The organism is Klebsiella sp. RC2 (assembly GCF_014192815.1).
Classification (GTDB): Bacteria; Pseudomonadota; Gammaproteobacteria; order Enterobacterales; family Enterobacteriaceae; genus Klebsiella; species Klebsiella variicola.
Genome location: NZ_JACHYL010000008.1, coordinates 66281 through 80042, shown reverse-complemented (window position 1 = coordinate 80042; position 13762 = coordinate 66281). Strand labels below are relative to the sequence as shown.

15 protein-coding genes are annotated in these 13762 nt (G+C 57.2%); 9 read left to right on the top strand and 6 right to left on the bottom strand.

The features are described from left to right. The first annotated feature begins 107 nt into the window (after positions 1-107). Positions 108-1031, top strand: coding sequence for a LysR substrate-binding domain-containing protein (locus tag FHW76_RS22275; RefSeq protein ID WP_131024093.1), 924 nt, complete (start codon positions 108-110; stop codon positions 1029-1031). Positions 1032-1327: 296 nt separating this feature from the next. Then, positions 1328-3700, top strand: a complete 2373-nt coding sequence (locus FHW76_RS22270) for a membrane-bound PQQ-dependent dehydrogenase, glucose/quinate/shikimate family (protein ID WP_183477002.1) — start codon at positions 1328-1330, stop codon at positions 3698-3700. A 69-nt stretch (positions 3701-3769) separates the two neighbouring features. Here the strand turns inward: FHW76_RS22270 and FHW76_RS22265 are convergent, their stop codons facing one another. The 3 genes from FHW76_RS22265 to cybB form a co-directional block, all read right to left on the bottom strand. Continuing rightward, on the bottom strand, positions 3770-4888 hold the full coding sequence (locus tag FHW76_RS22265; RefSeq protein WP_012968056.1) for an S-(hydroxymethyl)glutathione dehydrogenase/class III alcohol dehydrogenase: 1119 nt from the start codon (positions 4886-4888) through the stop codon (positions 3770-3772). 24 nt (positions 4889-4912) lie between these two features. Further along, positions 4913-5188: a metal/formaldehyde-sensitive transcriptional repressor gene (locus tag FHW76_RS22260; RefSeq protein ID WP_064165811.1), complete on the bottom strand. Its 276-nt coding sequence runs from the start codon at positions 5186-5188 to the stop codon at positions 4913-4915. A 106-nt stretch (positions 5189-5294) separates the two neighbouring features. Next, positions 5295-5822, bottom strand: a complete 528-nt coding sequence (gene cybB, locus FHW76_RS22255) for a cytochrome b561 (RefSeq protein WP_008804655.1) — start codon at positions 5820-5822, stop codon at positions 5295-5297. Positions 5823-6095: 273 nt separating this feature from the next. Between cybB and FHW76_RS22250 the strand changes: the two genes are divergently transcribed. Beyond that, on the top strand, positions 6096-6464 hold the full coding sequence (locus FHW76_RS22250; protein ID WP_032730521.1) for a hypothetical protein: 369 nt from the start codon (positions 6096-6098) through the stop codon (positions 6462-6464). 9 nt (positions 6465-6473) lie between these two features. Here the strand turns inward: FHW76_RS22250 and FHW76_RS22245 are convergent, their stop codons facing one another. Further along, a complete protein-coding gene (locus FHW76_RS22245; protein ID WP_008804653.1) occupies positions 6474-6659 on the bottom strand; it encodes a hypothetical protein in 186 nt (61 codons plus the stop codon). A gap of 242 nt (positions 6660-6901) precedes the next feature. Next, the gene (locus tag FHW76_RS22240; RefSeq protein WP_012968054.1) at positions 6902-7366 is read right to left on the bottom strand and encodes a helix-turn-helix domain-containing protein; all 465 of its coding nucleotides are present in this window, start codon (positions 7364-7366) and stop codon (positions 6902-6904) included. 194 nt (positions 7367-7560) lie between these two features. Between FHW76_RS22240 and FHW76_RS22235 the strand changes: the two genes are divergently transcribed. Both FHW76_RS22235 and add read left to right on the top strand, forming a co-directional pair. Beyond that, positions 7561-8721, top strand: coding sequence for an MFS transporter (locus tag FHW76_RS22235; RefSeq protein ID WP_183477034.1), 1161 nt, complete (start codon positions 7561-7563; stop codon positions 8719-8721). Positions 8722-8878: 157 nt separating this feature from the next. Further along, positions 8879-9880, top strand: coding sequence for an adenosine deaminase (gene add / locus FHW76_RS22230; protein WP_012541536.1), 1002 nt, complete (start codon positions 8879-8881; stop codon positions 9878-9880). Between the two features lie 35 nt (positions 9881-9915). On the opposite strand, the gene FHW76_RS22225 is transcribed toward add, so the two are convergent. Then, positions 9916-10956: an oxidoreductase gene (locus FHW76_RS22225; RefSeq protein WP_008804649.1), complete on the bottom strand. Its 1041-nt coding sequence runs from the start codon at positions 10954-10956 to the stop codon at positions 9916-9918. A gap of 190 nt (positions 10957-11146) precedes the next feature. On the opposite strand from FHW76_RS22225, the gene blr reads away from it, so the two are divergent. The 4 genes from blr (at position 11147) to FHW76_RS22205 (ending at position 13720) form a co-directional block, all read left to right on the top strand. Further along, positions 11147-11284, top strand: coding sequence for a division septum protein Blr (gene blr, locus FHW76_RS22220; protein ID WP_012541534.1), 138 nt, complete (start codon positions 11147-11149; stop codon positions 11282-11284). A 115-nt stretch (positions 11285-11399) separates the two neighbouring features. After that, entirely contained in the window at positions 11400-12770 is a 1371-nt protein-coding gene (locus tag FHW76_RS22215; RefSeq protein ID WP_183477000.1) for a GH1 family beta-glucosidase, read from the top strand. Between the two features lie 218 nt (positions 12771-12988). Then, the gene (gene ydgT / locus FHW76_RS22210) at positions 12989-13204 is read left to right on the top strand and encodes a transcription modulator YdgT (protein WP_004202843.1); all 216 of its coding nucleotides are present in this window, start codon (positions 12989-12991) and stop codon (positions 13202-13204) included. A gap of 75 nt (positions 13205-13279) precedes the next feature. Beyond that, entirely contained in the window at positions 13280-13720 is a 441-nt protein-coding gene (locus FHW76_RS22205; protein WP_008804647.1) for a DUF2569 domain-containing protein, read from the top strand. Positions 13721-13762 lie beyond the last annotated feature (42 nt).

The following is a 13762-nucleotide window of genomic DNA, read 5'->3' as shown; positions in this document are numbered from 1 at the left end:
CTTGTAATGTAATCAGGTCAAATGTTAATAATATTTTGCTATCTGGTTATCAAATTTAAACAAGGCCGCTTGTCTCTTTCACCGCTGTGTTTTTAACATCATCTACTATGGAAAAAAATGGTCTCTTCAGTCAGCGCATTCGCTTGCGCCATCTACACACCTTCGTGGCCGTCGCTCAACAGGGAACGCTGGGGCGCGCGGCTGAAACTTTAAATCTGAGCCAGCCTGCACTCTCGAAAACGCTTAACGAGCTTGAACAGCTAACCGGTACCCGGCTGTTCGAGCGGGGCCGCCTGGGGGCGCAACTCACCCTGGTCGGCGAACAGTTTCTGACTCATGCCGTTAAGGTCCTTGATGCCCTTAACTCAGCGGGTCAGGCGCTGAACCGTAAAGAGGGGCTGAATAGCGACATTGTGCGTATCGGCGCGCTGCCTACCGCCGCGCTGGGGATCCTGCCAACGGTGATCGGCCAGTTCCATAAGCAGCAAAAAGACATCACGCTGCAGGTCGCCACCATGAACAACACCATGCTGCTGGCGGGGTTAAAATCCGGGGAGATCGATATCGGTATCGGACGCATGTCCGACCCGGATCTGATGAGTGGACTCAACTATGAACTGCTGTTCCTCGAATCCCTGAAACTGGTGGTTCGCCCGGGACACCCCCTGCTTCAGGAGACCGTGACCCTGAGCCGGGTAATGGAGTGGCCCGTCGTCGTTTCGCCGAAGGGCACCGTACCGCGGCAAAACGCCGAAACGCTGCTCCAGAGCCAGGGCTGTAAAATGCCCGCGGGCTGTATCGAGACCCTCTCGGCTTCGCTGTCACGCCAGCTGACGGTCGATTTTGACTATGTGTGGTTCGTACCTTCCGGGGCGGTGAAAGACGATCTTCGCCGGGGTGTGCTGAGCGCCCTGCCGATTGCCACCCAGGGCGCCGGAGAGCCCATCGGCATTCTAACCCGCGTCGATGCGACGCTCACGCCAGGTACGCAAACCTTGCTCAGCGCCATCCGCAAATCAATGCCTGCCTGACCCCGTTTTCTCCCCGGTAGCCCTGCCGGGGAGCCTACGTACGTCGATGTGGTGCGACGGACGGCGCAACACATTTAGCAAAATAATCATTTAGTGCGAAATCATTCATTAACAATTGCGTAAATTTCTTTAACAGATCTATCATATCGCGATTTCACCAAATGGTTCATTTGAAATCACATCAAGCAATAAACCTGCGTTTATGAAGGTACAAACCTCTTCATTCAAAAATAAAACAGAAAACACCTGTTTCATTTGGTTCATGATGAAGTGGCGGGAGTGGTTAAGGAGATTACATGGCAACTGGCAACGCGCCGCGCGGATTCCCCCGGATCCTGCAGTGGCTTCTCGCCGGACTGATGCTCATCATCGGTCTGGCTGTGGGTATTCTTGGGGCAAAACTGGCCCTCGTCGGCGGTACACTGTACTTCGCGCTGATGGGCGTGGTCATGGTCATCGCGGCGGTGTTGATTTTCCGCAACCGCCGCGGCGGTATTCTGTTATACGCCGTGGCGTTTATCGCCTCGGTGATCTGGGCGATTAGTGACGCTGGCTGGAGCTACTGGCCGCTCTTCTCGCGCCTGTTTGCGCTCGGCGTCCTGGCCTTCCTTGCCGCCCTGGTCTGGCCTTTCCTCGCCAGCCCACCGGCAAAAAAAGGCCCGGCATATGGCGTCGCCGCCGTTCTCGCCGTGGCGCTGGCGGTGAGCTTTGGCTGGATGTTCAAATCCGAACCACTGGTTAGCGCCACTGAAGCGGTGCCAGTGAAGCCCGTCGCGCCGGGCGAACAGCAGAAAAACTGGGCGCACTGGGGTAACACCACCCACGGCGACCGTTTCGCCGCGCTGGACCAAATCAACAAACAGAACGTCAACCAGTTGCAGGTGGCCTGGGTGGCGCATACTGGCGATATCCCGCAGAGCAATGGCTCCGGGGCGGAAGATCAAAACACCCCGCTGCAGATTGGCGATACTCTGTACGTCTGCACCCCTTACAGCAAAGTGCTGGCGCTGGATGTGGACAGCGGAAAAGAGAAATGGCGCTATGACTCCAAATCCTCTTCGCCCAACTGGCAGCGCTGCCGCGGCTTAGGCTATTACGAAGAGAGCCAGGTGCAAACCGCGCCAGCGTCAGGCACGCAGCCTGCCGCCTGTTCCCGTCGTCTGTTCCTGCCGACGATCGACGCCCGCCTGATCGCCATTGATGCCGATACCGGTAAACTGTGCGAAAGCTTCGGCGATGGCGGTATTGTCGACCTCAGCGTCGGCATGGGTGAAGTGAAAGCGGGCTACTATCAGCAGACCTCCACCCCGCTGGTAGCGGGCAATGTGGTAGTGGTGGGCGGCCGCGTCGCGGATAACTACTCCACCGGCGAACCGCCGGGCGTGGTCCGCGCGTTTGACGTCCACACCGGCAAACTGGCGTGGGCGTGGGATCCCGGCAATCCAGCGCTGACCGGTGTTCCGCCGGAAGGCCAGACCTATACGCGCGGTACGCCAAACGTCTGGTCGGCGATGTCCTACGACGCGAAGCTGAATCTGATCTATCTGCCAACCGGCAACGCCACGCCAGATTTCTTTGGCGGCGAGCGTACCGCGCTGGACGATAAATACAGCTCCTCTATCGTGGCTGTGGATGCCACCACCGGCCAGGTGCGCTGGCACTTCCAGACCACGCACCACGACCTGTGGGACTTTGACCTGCCGTCTCAGCCGCTGCTGTACGACCTGCCTGACGGCAAGGGCGGTACCACCCCGGTGCTGGTGCAGACCAGCAAGCAGGGCATGATCTTTATGCTCAACCGCGAGACCGGCGAGCCGGTGGCCAAAGTGGAAGAGCGTCCGGTACCGGCGGGCAACGTCAAAGGTGAACGCTACTCTCCGACGCAACCTTACTCGGTAGGGATGCCGATGATCGGCAACCAGACGTTGACCGAATCCGATATGTGGGGGGCGACACCGATCGACCTGCTGCTGTGCCGTATTCAGTTCAAAGAGATGCGCCATCAGGGCGTCTTTACCCCGCCAGGTGAAGACCGTTCCCTGCAGTTCCCGGGCTCGCTCGGCGGCATGAACTGGGGCAGCGTTTCGGTGGATCCGAACAACAGCCTGATGTTCGTCAACGATATGCGTCTGGGTCTCGCCAACTATATGGTGCCGCGCGCGAAGGTGGCGAAAGACGCCAGCGGGATCGAGATGGGCATCGTGCCGATGGAAGGTACGCCGTTTGGCGCCATGCGCGAACGTTTCCTGTCGCCGCTGGGCATTCCGTGCCAGAAACCGCCGTTCGGCACCATGTCCGCGGTGGATCTGAAAACCGGCAAACTGGTGTGGCAGGTACCGGTTGGCACCGTAGAAGATACCGGGCCGCTGGGGATCCGGATGCACATGCCCATTCCGATCGGCATGCCGACCCTTGGCGCGTCGCTGTCGACGCAGTCCGGACTGCTGTTCTTCGCCGGTACCCAGGATTTCTACCTGCGCGCCTTTGATACCGCGAACGGGAAAGAGATCTGGAAATCGCGTCTGCCGGTCGGTAGCCAGTCCGGCCCGATGACCTACGTCTCACCGAAAACCGGTAAGCAGTACATTATTATCAATGCTGGCGGCGCCCGTCAGTCACCGGATCGCGGCGATTACATCATCGCCTACGCGCTCCCGGATCATCACTGATCGACCTAAGCAAAAGGGCCCATCCGGGCCCTTTTTTTATCGGTGACGATACGCCATCAGCGTTAGCGATTACTGGTCGCCAAAGTGGATCACGGTGCGAATCGATTTGCCTTCATGCATCAGATCAAAGGCCTCGTTAATCTGCTCCAGCGGCAGGCGATGGGTAATAAACGGGTCGAGGCGAATTTTACCAGCCATGGCGTCCTCCACCATTCCCGGCAGCTGGCTGCGCCCTTTCACGCCGCCGAAGGCGGAACCGCGCCACACGCGGCCGGTCACCAGCTGGAACGGACGGGTCTTGATCTCCTGGCCCGCACCGGCTACGCCGATGATCACGCTCTCACCCCAGCCTTTATGGCAGCACTCCAGCGCGGCGCGCATCACGTTGACATTGCCGATGCACTCGAAGCTGAAATCCACCCCGCCGTCGGTCAGTTCGACAATCACATCCTGAATCGGCTTATCGTAGTCGTTCGGGTTGATAAAGTCGGTTGCGCCCATCTCTTTTGCCAGGGTGAACTTATCCGGGTTGGTATCGACCGCCAGAATGCGTCCGGCCTGCGCCTGCACCGCGCCCTGGATCACCGCCAGGCCAATGCCGCCCAGACCAAAGACCGCGACGCTATCCCCGGGCTTGACCTTCGCCGTGTTGTGCACCGCGCCGATACCGGTGGTGACACCGCAGCCCAGCAGGCACACTTTATCCAGCGGCGCCTGCGGATTGACTTTCGCCAGCGAGATCTCGGCGCAAACCGTATATTCGCTGAAGGTGCTGGTGCCCATATAGTGATAAATCGGTTCGCCGTTATAGGAGAAACGGGTGGTGCCGTCCGGCATCAACCCTTTGCCCTGGGTGGCGCGCACCGCCTGACAGAGATTGGTTTTACCCGACTTACAGAACTTGCACTCGCCGCATTCGGCGGTATACAGCGGGATCACGTGGTCGCCCGGCTTAAGGCTGGTGACGCCCTCGCCCACTTCCACGACAACCCCGCCACCTTCATGGCCCAGTACCGCCGGGAAAACACCTTCCGGATCGTCGCCGGAGAGGGTAAAGGCATCGGTGTGACACACGCCGGTGTGGGTGATTTTCACCAGAACTTCGCCTTTCTTCGGCGGCGCGACGTCAATCTCAACGATTTTTAACGGCTGGCCAGGACCAAAGGCAACTGCTGCGCGTGATTTCATAACTGTCTCTTCCTCGTCGTGATGTTATTTTAAATAGGATCGTAGCAGATGACCGACCTCTGCCATTCTCGCGGCCCGCTGGTCCGGGGTGGTCTCGCCGCTAACCAGCTCGTCCTGCAGGTGGATCTCCACCATTTCGCCCATCAGGCCATTTGCCGCACCGCGAATCGAGGCAATCTGCTGCAGGATTGTCATGCAGGGTTCGCCGGACTCCAGCGCGCGCTCGAGGGCCTCGACCTGGCCGCGGATGCGGCGTACGCGACTGAGCGCCCGTTTTTTATCTTCAGGTGTATGTGGCACGATTACGCCTCCGTATCATATAGGGGGGTATACTATATTTTATTACCCATAAAGGCAAAAAAAACCCCGTCGCGGGACGGGGTCAGGCAAAAAGGGTAACGATCATTTAGCGCTTACGAGGCATCATCCGCAGCAGGGTATTATCTTTCCACCAGTAATGATGGACCAGCGCGGCAAGGGCATGCAGGCCAATGACGAAGTACCCGGCGTTGGCTAACCATTCATGGATCGCCTTCAGGGTATCCACCCGCTCAAAATCGCTCTGTGGGGCATACGGCATGGTCAGGCCAAAGGCGTACCAGGGATTTCCGCGCCAGTACATCATCACCATCCCGATCAGCGGCAAGGCAATAAATAGCAGATAGATAACCAGATGGCCGAGATGAGCAAAACCGGTCATCATCGGCGACGGTTTCGGCACGATCGGCGGCGCTGGCGACTTCAGCCGCACCAGCAAACGCGCCACCATCAGCGCGCAGATGGTGATCCCGCAGGAGACATGAATCATATTAATCAGCGGCCGGTCACTACGGGGAAAAAATCCACGTAGCTCCATTGCCGCATAAGCCACCACCACCAGCAAAAAGACCAACCAGTGAATACCGATCTGCAGGCCCGAATATTTATCGCGCATGGAATTTCCTTAATGGAAAGAGTGATATCGCCAACATAGCGGCCTTCTCTTAAATTTTCATTAACCTTTACGTTGAATTAACAATTGATTACCGCATTGCGCCGATCCGCTCCCGACCCGGGAAGGCGCAGCATGCCTCGACGTGCTGAAGCGAAAAGGCAACCGGCAGTCGGTACGCTATTACAAAATTAAACAGTTTTGTCACCTTCCCCTGTCCTGTCCTTCTCTATAGTAGAGAGCATCTGTCGAGCCACGTTGCGCATGGAGATGAGAATGAAGAAAATCGGCTTACCGCTATTGTTGCTGGCGTCGCTGGCCGGCCCGGCTTTTGCCGCGGACTGCCAGCCTAACGGCATTGGCGGATCATTTTGCATAAACGATGATGGCACCACCACCGACACGGTACCGAATGAAGTGAATGGTATGGATACTTACTCAAACAATGGCGGGTATACCAGCTCCCTGCCCGATCAGTCGGGGGCCGATGAAGCGCTGGAAGGCTCGACGATGTCGACGCAACAGGATACGGTCGCCAGCAGCGGCCAGGGCGATAGCGCACTGGCTGGCCGCGACTGGCATGCACCGTCCAATCTCAATGATGGCGCCGCCACCTCCAGCATGAGTCTGCTGGATAAACCCTGAGATCGGATGCTAAGCGAGGCTCCAGCCTGCGGCGCCGATAGCGACGGCGAACAGCAGGCAGGCCAGCGCCGTTTTGCGTAACAGCATGGTATAGAATGAAATCGCAACGCCAATAAAGACCACAATCAGAATCGGCCACATGCTTAATAGCAGCAGCAGAAAACCCTCAATATTGTTATGGATTACGCTCTCCACATCCGCATCCTTGCCTCATCGTCGATAAAGTAAGCAGAATTTAATATGTAACATGAATACATTCAAATAAAATATAAATGCAAATTATTATGCACAGCATTCTGCGGCGGACGGAGGCTCGCCTGTCTCGGCGTCCTGGGGGTGCCATCAGGAGCCGCCACGAAAAGAGACGTCAGGATGGTTCCAGGACCACTTAGTGGTACGCTCGTACTCTTGCTGGGATCGCGCTCCCCTTCAGACCTTCATTCGCCGCTGATATCCGACACTACGCGCCGGCGATGGCAGTCGCCTGGTTGCAGTTTATCCCCCTGAGCGGAACGCACATCCAGATACTGAAGCGGCTGACCGTGTTCGTTATCCAGCAGGACAGAATAGGTTTCCCCCTGATCAAACATATAACGCTCTCCCCATTGCCGCATCGCCACAACAATGGGAAACACAGATCTCCCCTTTTCAGTCAGGACGTATTCCTTGTAGGCGCTGCCATCCGATGCCGGTAAAATCGCGAAAATACCGATATCGACCAGGTGCTTCAGCCGCGAGGCAAGGATATTTTTGGCCAGCCCTAGATTCTTTTGAAACTCGCTGAATCGCCGCACATCGTCAAATGCCTCGCGAATAATCATCAGGCACCAGCGCTCACCAATTGATTCCAGCGTCCTTGCCACCGGACATTCACTGGTTCTGAGTGATTCCTGTTTCGCCATCTGCGTGCTCTCCGTCTATCAGTCTGCTGTTGCCAGCTTAATCTCCCCTCGTAGCAGTTGCAAAAGAAAACCACTATGGCTAGTTTTATAAGCATACTAGTTTTAAAAAGCAACCAGAGTGCAGGCCTCTTATGAAATGCAAGGCAAGTTTGTGTACCGAGCACGAGATCCCGACAGCCTCCGCCCCTGTCACGATGCTGACCGCGGGGATAACGACGCTGTTTTCATTGACCTGCGCGCTGGCGGTAGCCAACGTTTATTCAGCTCAGCCTTTACTCGACTCGATGGCGGTCAGCCTGAAGGTGTCGCCCGGTATGATTGGCAGCGTCGTCACGGCAACGCAGGCGGGCTATGCCATTGGTTTGCTGTTCCTGGTTCCGCTCGGGGACGGGTTGAACCGTAAATACGTGTTGTTGACTCAGCTGTTGCTGTCAGTGGCGGCGTTAGTCGTGGCAGGGTTATCCCCTAATATCGCGATCCTGCTGGGGGCCATGCTGATCGTCGGGCTGATGGCCGTGGTGGTGCAGTTGATGGTGGCGTGGGTGGCGATACTGGCGACGCCGCAGAAACGAGGCCAGGCGGTAGGTACCCTGACCAGCGGCATTGTTTCAGGCATTCTTTTATCTCGTTTTATATCAGGGGCGATCGCTGATATCGCCGGCTGGCGAGCCGTTTATCTCACGGCTGCCTGTCTGATGTTGTTGATTGCCGGCGTCGTCTGGAAAGTCATGCCTTCGCCTTCGCCCCCGCCGCAGCCGCAGCCGCAAAAGCCCACTTATCTATCCTTACTGAAGTCAGTTTTTCAGCTGTATCTCACTGAACCGCAACTGAGAAAGCGCGGGATCCTGGCGCTGCTGATCTTCGCCGCTTTCAGCATGCTGTGGACGACCATGGTCATGCCGCTCACCGCTCTTTCCCTGTCGCACACCCAGACAGGGATGTTTGGCTTAGCCGGCATCGCTGGCGTGCTGGCCGCCTCAAGGGCGGGCAGATGGGCTGATCAGGGATGGGCGCAGCGCACGACCGGCCTGGCGCTGGCGCTGCTGGCGCTCTCCTGGCTGCCTATCGCCTGTGCCGAAACCTCTCTGCTCTGGCTGATAGCGGGCGTTATCGCACTGGACTTTGCGGTGCAGGCCGTTCATGTCACCAACCAGAGTCTGATTATTGCCGCCAGGCCTGCAGCGGCAAGCCGCCTGGTTGGGGCTTACATGTGTTTTTATTCGCTGGGCAGCGCGGCAGGCGCTATCGTCGCCACCCAGCTCTATTCTCACTGGGGATGGCAGGCGGTTTGCCTTGCCGGCGCCGCGGTCAGCGCCTGTGCTTTTCTGGTCTGGTCAGGATCGCGTCAATCATGAACGTCGTGCTCGCTGTAAAATGGCGCAGCGAAAAAGAGCGGAAAAGTGACCAGAGAAGCCCCAGCTGTTTGTATCGAATGGATTTTTTCAATGCTTTTAAACAGTTATGTACATGTTGTATAATGACGTGCACTTTAACTAAAAAAAGAGTGCGACCATGATTGATTCTTCATTGCCATTAACCGACATTCACCGCCACCTTGACGGTAACATCCGGGCCCAAACCATCCTCGATCTTGGCCGCGAGTTTAATATCGCCCTTCCCGCTTCCACCCTCGACACGCTGCGTCCCCACGTCCAGGTCACCAGCCTTGAGCCCGATCTGGTCAGTTTTCTCGCCAAGCTCGACTGGGGGGTAAAAGTCCTTGCCTCACTGGAAGCCTGCCGTCGCGTGGCATACGAGAACGTCGAAGACGCCGCGCGCAATGGCCTGCACTACGTTGAGCTGCGCTTCTCTCCCCGCTATATGGCGATGACCCACCAGCTTCCTGTCGACGGCGTAGTAGAGGCGGTGATCGCGGGCGTACGTGAAGGCAGCCGCGATTTTCAGGTCGACGCCCGCCTGATCGGCATTCTGAGCCGCACCTTCGGTGAAGCGGCCTGTCAGGAAGAGCTGGCGGCGCTGCTCGCCCACCGCGAGGGCATCACCGCGCTGGATCTGGCCGGTGATGAGCTGGGCTTCCCGGGCGCGCTGTTCCTCAACCATTTTAATCAGGCCCGCGACGCTGGCTGGCATATTACCGTCCACGCTGGCGAAGCGGCCGGACCGGAAAGTATCTGGCAGGCCATCCGCGAGCTGGGCGCGGAGCGCATCGGTCATGGGGTCAAAGCGGTAGAGGATCCGGCCCTGATGGACTACCTGGCCGAACATCAGATCGGCATTGAATCGTGCCTGACCTCGAATGTGCAAACCAGCACCGTGGCTTCGCTGGCCCAGCATCCGCTGAAGCAGTTCCTTGAGCACGGCGTGCTGGCGAGCCTCAACACTGACGATCCGGCGGTGCAGGGCGTCGATATCATTCACGAGTACACCGTGGCGGCGCCGGCGGCGGGCCTGAGCCGGGAGCAGATCCGTCAGGCACAGATCAACGGTCTGACCCAGGCGTTTCTGAGCGAACAGGAAAAAGCCGCTCTCATTCAGCGGGTGGCGAAAGGTTGATCACCGGCCCGGCGGCAGCGCTGCCGGGCTCCCCCTCACACCAGGCTGAGCGTGGCGCGATGTCTGGCCGACTCGATACCCAGCTCAATCAACGTCATGATCTGAATCGCCTCGCTGGCCGGGACCGGGTTTTCTCCCTCCCCGTTAAGCGCATCGCGAATGGCGGCATAGTAGGCGGGATAGTTGCCCGGCAGCGTCAGCCATGTCTCCTCGCTTCGTTCGTCGCCTTCGGCGCGGGTCAGAGTACCGTCGCGCATATCATACCCCCAGTCCTCCTGCGGCAGTCGTTCACCGTTTTTTAGCCGTTCCTCCTGAGGATCAAGGCCGAACTTAATATAGCTGGCCCGCGAGCCGTGGACGATAAAGCGCGCGCTCTCCGCCGCAGCGAGCAATGTGCCATGCAGCACCACCCGCCGCTGGGGATAGGCCAGCACGGCATGAAAATAGTCGGTGGATTGCGCGCCGGGGCGAAGTTGAGCGAGATCGACTGTGATACTCACCGGCAGGCCAAAGAGCACCACCGCTTGATCGAGCAGATGTGGCCCCAGATCGTACCAAATGCCACTTCCGGGACCACCCTGCTCACGCCAGCGCTGACGCACCTGGGGGCGGAAGCGATCGAAATGCGACTCAAAGTAACACACTTCCCCCAGCTGACCTTCGTTAATTAACGCCCTGACGGTTAAGAAGTCACTGTCCCAGCGGCGGTTATGAAACACCGACAGCACCCGGCCGCAATGCTTCGCCAGACTCTCCAGCTCGCGTGCTTGTGACAGTGTCACGGTAAAGGGTTTATCCACCACCACATGTTTGCCCGCTTCCAGCGCCGCTTTCGCCAGCGGAAAGTGGGTATCGTTCGGGGTGGCGATGACCACCAGATCAATATCAGGATCGTTGAGCAAGTCCTTTGCCGCACTCACCACCCTGACCCCCGGCCAGTCGGCATGGACTTTGCCGGCCTCGCTGCTGGAGACCCTCGTCAGCGCCATGCCCGGCGTGCCGCCGATCAGCGGCGCGTGAAACGTTTTGCTGGCGTAACCGTAGCCTATCAGCCCTACCCGGATCGCGTCACTCATGTTACCGCCTCACTTATTCAGCTAATGTCAATATCGCGTAGATGAGAATAATCTTACAAACAATGAGCAAAATTTATCATTTGATTCACAGCTGTTTTCCCGCATGCGTGCAAAATCAGACAGATACCCCTTGTGATCTGCTGACCTTGGAGTAACATTTCCCACTGTGTTCAAAGGATACTGAAGTGTTATGACGACTGTTTTTACCCGTATTGTAGAACTTATTGGCTGGATTGTTTTTGGGATTTCCGCACTGCTTTTGGTTATCGCCCACCATATTGATAACTACCAGTCGCCACCGCCAGCGGATGTGGTGCAGACAAAGTAGCGCCGCCGTGAAACAGTGACCCGCCTCGCAACTGTGCAACCGGTTTCAGAAACCGGTTGCACAGCTATCCTTGCTTTGATTACACTCCCTCTATCATCAGACTGGGAGCTTTTTCATGGCCGCTTTTCCGCACAATTTTTTATGGGGTGCCGCTACCGCAGCGTATCAGGTTGAAGGTGGGCACGACGCAGACGGTAAAGGACCGTCAATCTGGGACATCTACTCTCACCTGCCGGGTACCACCTTTGAAGGCACCACCGGCGATGTCGCAGTCGACCACTATCACCGTTTTCGCGAAGACGTTGCGTTAATGGCCGAAATGGGCCTGCAAAGTTATCGATTCTCCATCTCCTGGCCCCGGCTGCTGCCCGCCGGGCGCGGCGAAGTGAATGAAGCCGGCGTACAGTTTTACAGCGATCTGATCGACGAACTGCTGGCGCACAATATTGAGCCGATGATCACCCTCTATCACTGGGACCTGCCGCAGGCCCTGCAGGATGAGGGTGGCTGGGAAGCACGCACTACCGCCGAGGCCTTCGCCGAGTACGCCCGCCTGTGCTATGCGCGCTTTGGTTCACGGGTGAAGCTGTGGGCGACCTTTAACGAAACCATCGTGTTCATTGGCCACGGCTACATTAATGGTCTGCATCCCCCGGCGGTGCGCGATCCGGCGCGTGCCATTCAGGCGTGTCATCACGTGTTTATCGCCCATGCGCTGGCGGTCAAGGCATTCCGCGAGATGAACGTGGCGGGCGAGATTGGCTTCGTCAATGTGCTACAGCCGCATACGCCGCTCACCGACAGTGAGGCGGACAAAAAAGCCACCGAACTGGCTGACGCCATCCACACCCACTGGCTTTACGACCCGGTACTGAAAGGCACCTATCCTGCCGCCCTGCTGGCGCAGACCAAGGCGCTGTGGGGGGTACCGCGCTTTGCCCCGGACGATGACACACTACTGCGCGAGAATCGCTGTGACTTTATCGGGCTGAATTACTATCGCCGGGAAACGGTGTCCGCCCAGCCGCCCAACATCCCCACCGGTGGCGAACCTGGCGTGGAGGGGTTGTTCTATTTCGTGCGTAATCCGCAGAGCACCTATACCGAATGGGGATGGGAAATCTGGCCGCAGGGGCTGACGGACGGCATTATGATGATCAAGGAACGCTATGGCGATATCCCGATCTATATCACCGAAAATGGCCTGGGAGCGAAAGACCCGATAATTGCCGGAGAAGTGGTCGACGATCCGCGAATCGACTACCTGAGCAGCCATATTGGCGCCCTGGAAAAGGCACTGGCGCTGGGGGCGGATGTGCGCGGCTATTATCCCTGGTCGTTTATCGATCTGCTGAGCTGGCTCAACGGATATCAAAAGCAGTACGGCTTTGTCTATGTCGATCACCAGCAAAATCTGGCACGCAAACGAAAGAAGAGTTTTTATTGGTACAAATCTGTTATTGCCAGTCACGGCGAACAGCGTTAATCTTCTCTTGCGGGCGCCATTCGGCGCCCGGTCTGGTTTTAGAATATTCTTAAACTTCTCCCTGCTCTTCAAGGTCGGCTCTCGCCCCTTGTCATGGGTTTATATAACCTGAATCATTCCACCCGGCCCCATTCAGAAGGCGCCGTTGGTTGAGAGTAGGTTTAGTGAATGCTGATAATATTCAACATAATTATTCCGATTATAAAATGGATACGAAAATGACCGTTCTGGACTATTTATTAAAATTCCGCAAAATCAGTTCGCTCGAAAGTCTTGAAAAACTATTTGATCACCTTAACTACTCCCTGACCGACACCGAAGAGATCGTGAATATGTATCGTGCGGCCGACCACCGCCGGGCAGAGCTGGTCTCCGGTGGTAAATTGTTCGATGTGGGCCAGGTGCCTAAATCCGTTTGGCGATTCGTGCAGTAAGGCTGTCATCCTTCACGCCAGTTGCTTATACTTCCCGGCCTGATTTTCATTACTGGCGTTGAATAGGGGAGTAACATGACGTCTCAATCTGCAGAACGCATTGGCGGATGGCTGCTGGCACCGCTGGCCTGGTTGCTGGTGGCGCTGCTGAGCGCCTCCTTATCGCTGCTGTTTTTTGCTAATGCTCTCATGTCGACGCAGACGTATGCCCTGCTCCGCGCCATGAGCACCGGACATCTGGCGCTGTGGCTCGCTTCGCTGCTGTTTGCCGTCGCCATGTGGTATTACACGCTCTGGCTGACCATCGCGTTCTTTAAGCGGCGCTCGCTGGTCCCTAAGCACTACATTATCTGGCTGCTCATCACCCTGCTGCTGGCGATAAAGGCATTTGCCTTCTCTCCCGTCTCGGATGTCCTTGCTTTGCGCCAGCTGCTGTTTCCACTCTTGGCTGCCGCGCTCCTGGCGCCCTATTTTCGCCGTTCCCAGCGGGTAAAACGGACCTTTGTTCATCCGTAATAACCCCACACTTAACCTGTTGTCGCCGGTATCGTTTTATTC

What these genes read in the sequence shown, in the direction of transcription:
- FHW76_RS22275 (WP_131024093.1), top strand. Translation starts at nt 108, where the DNA reads ATGGAAAAAAATGGTCTCTTCAGTCAGCGCATTCGCTTGCGCCATCTA.
- FHW76_RS22270 (WP_183477002.1), top strand. Translation starts at nt 1,328, where the DNA reads ATGGCAACTGGCAACGCGCCGCGCGGATTCCCCCGGATCCTGCAGTGG.
- FHW76_RS22265 (WP_012968056.1), bottom strand. Translation starts at nt 4,888, where the DNA reads ATGAAATCACGCGCAGCAGTTGCCTTTGGTCCTGGCCAGCCGTTAAAA.
- cybB (WP_008804655.1), bottom strand. Translation starts at nt 5,822, where the DNA reads ATGCGCGATAAATATTCGGGCCTGCAGATCGGTATTCACTGGTTGGTC.
- FHW76_RS22250 (WP_032730521.1), top strand. Translation starts at nt 6,096, where the DNA reads ATGAAGAAAATCGGCTTACCGCTATTGTTGCTGGCGTCGCTGGCCGGC.
- FHW76_RS22240 (WP_012968054.1), bottom strand. Translation starts at nt 7,366, where the DNA reads ATGGCGAAACAGGAATCACTCAGAACCAGTGAATGTCCGGTGGCAAGG.
- FHW76_RS22235 (WP_183477034.1), top strand. Translation starts at nt 7,561, where the DNA reads ATGCTGACCGCGGGGATAACGACGCTGTTTTCATTGACCTGCGCGCTG.
- add (WP_012541536.1), top strand. Translation starts at nt 8,879, where the DNA reads ATGATTGATTCTTCATTGCCATTAACCGACATTCACCGCCACCTTGAC.
- FHW76_RS22225 (WP_008804649.1), bottom strand. Translation starts at nt 10,956, where the DNA reads ATGAGTGACGCGATCCGGGTAGGGCTGATAGGCTACGGTTACGCCAGC.
- blr (WP_012541534.1), top strand. Translation starts at nt 11,147, where the DNA reads ATGACGACTGTTTTTACCCGTATTGTAGAACTTATTGGCTGGATTGTT.
- FHW76_RS22215 (WP_183477000.1), top strand. Translation starts at nt 11,400, where the DNA reads ATGGCCGCTTTTCCGCACAATTTTTTATGGGGTGCCGCTACCGCAGCG.
- ydgT (WP_004202843.1), top strand. Translation starts at nt 12,989, where the DNA reads ATGACCGTTCTGGACTATTTATTAAAATTCCGCAAAATCAGTTCGCTC.
- FHW76_RS22205 (WP_008804647.1), top strand. Translation starts at nt 13,280, where the DNA reads ATGACGTCTCAATCTGCAGAACGCATTGGCGGATGGCTGCTGGCACCG.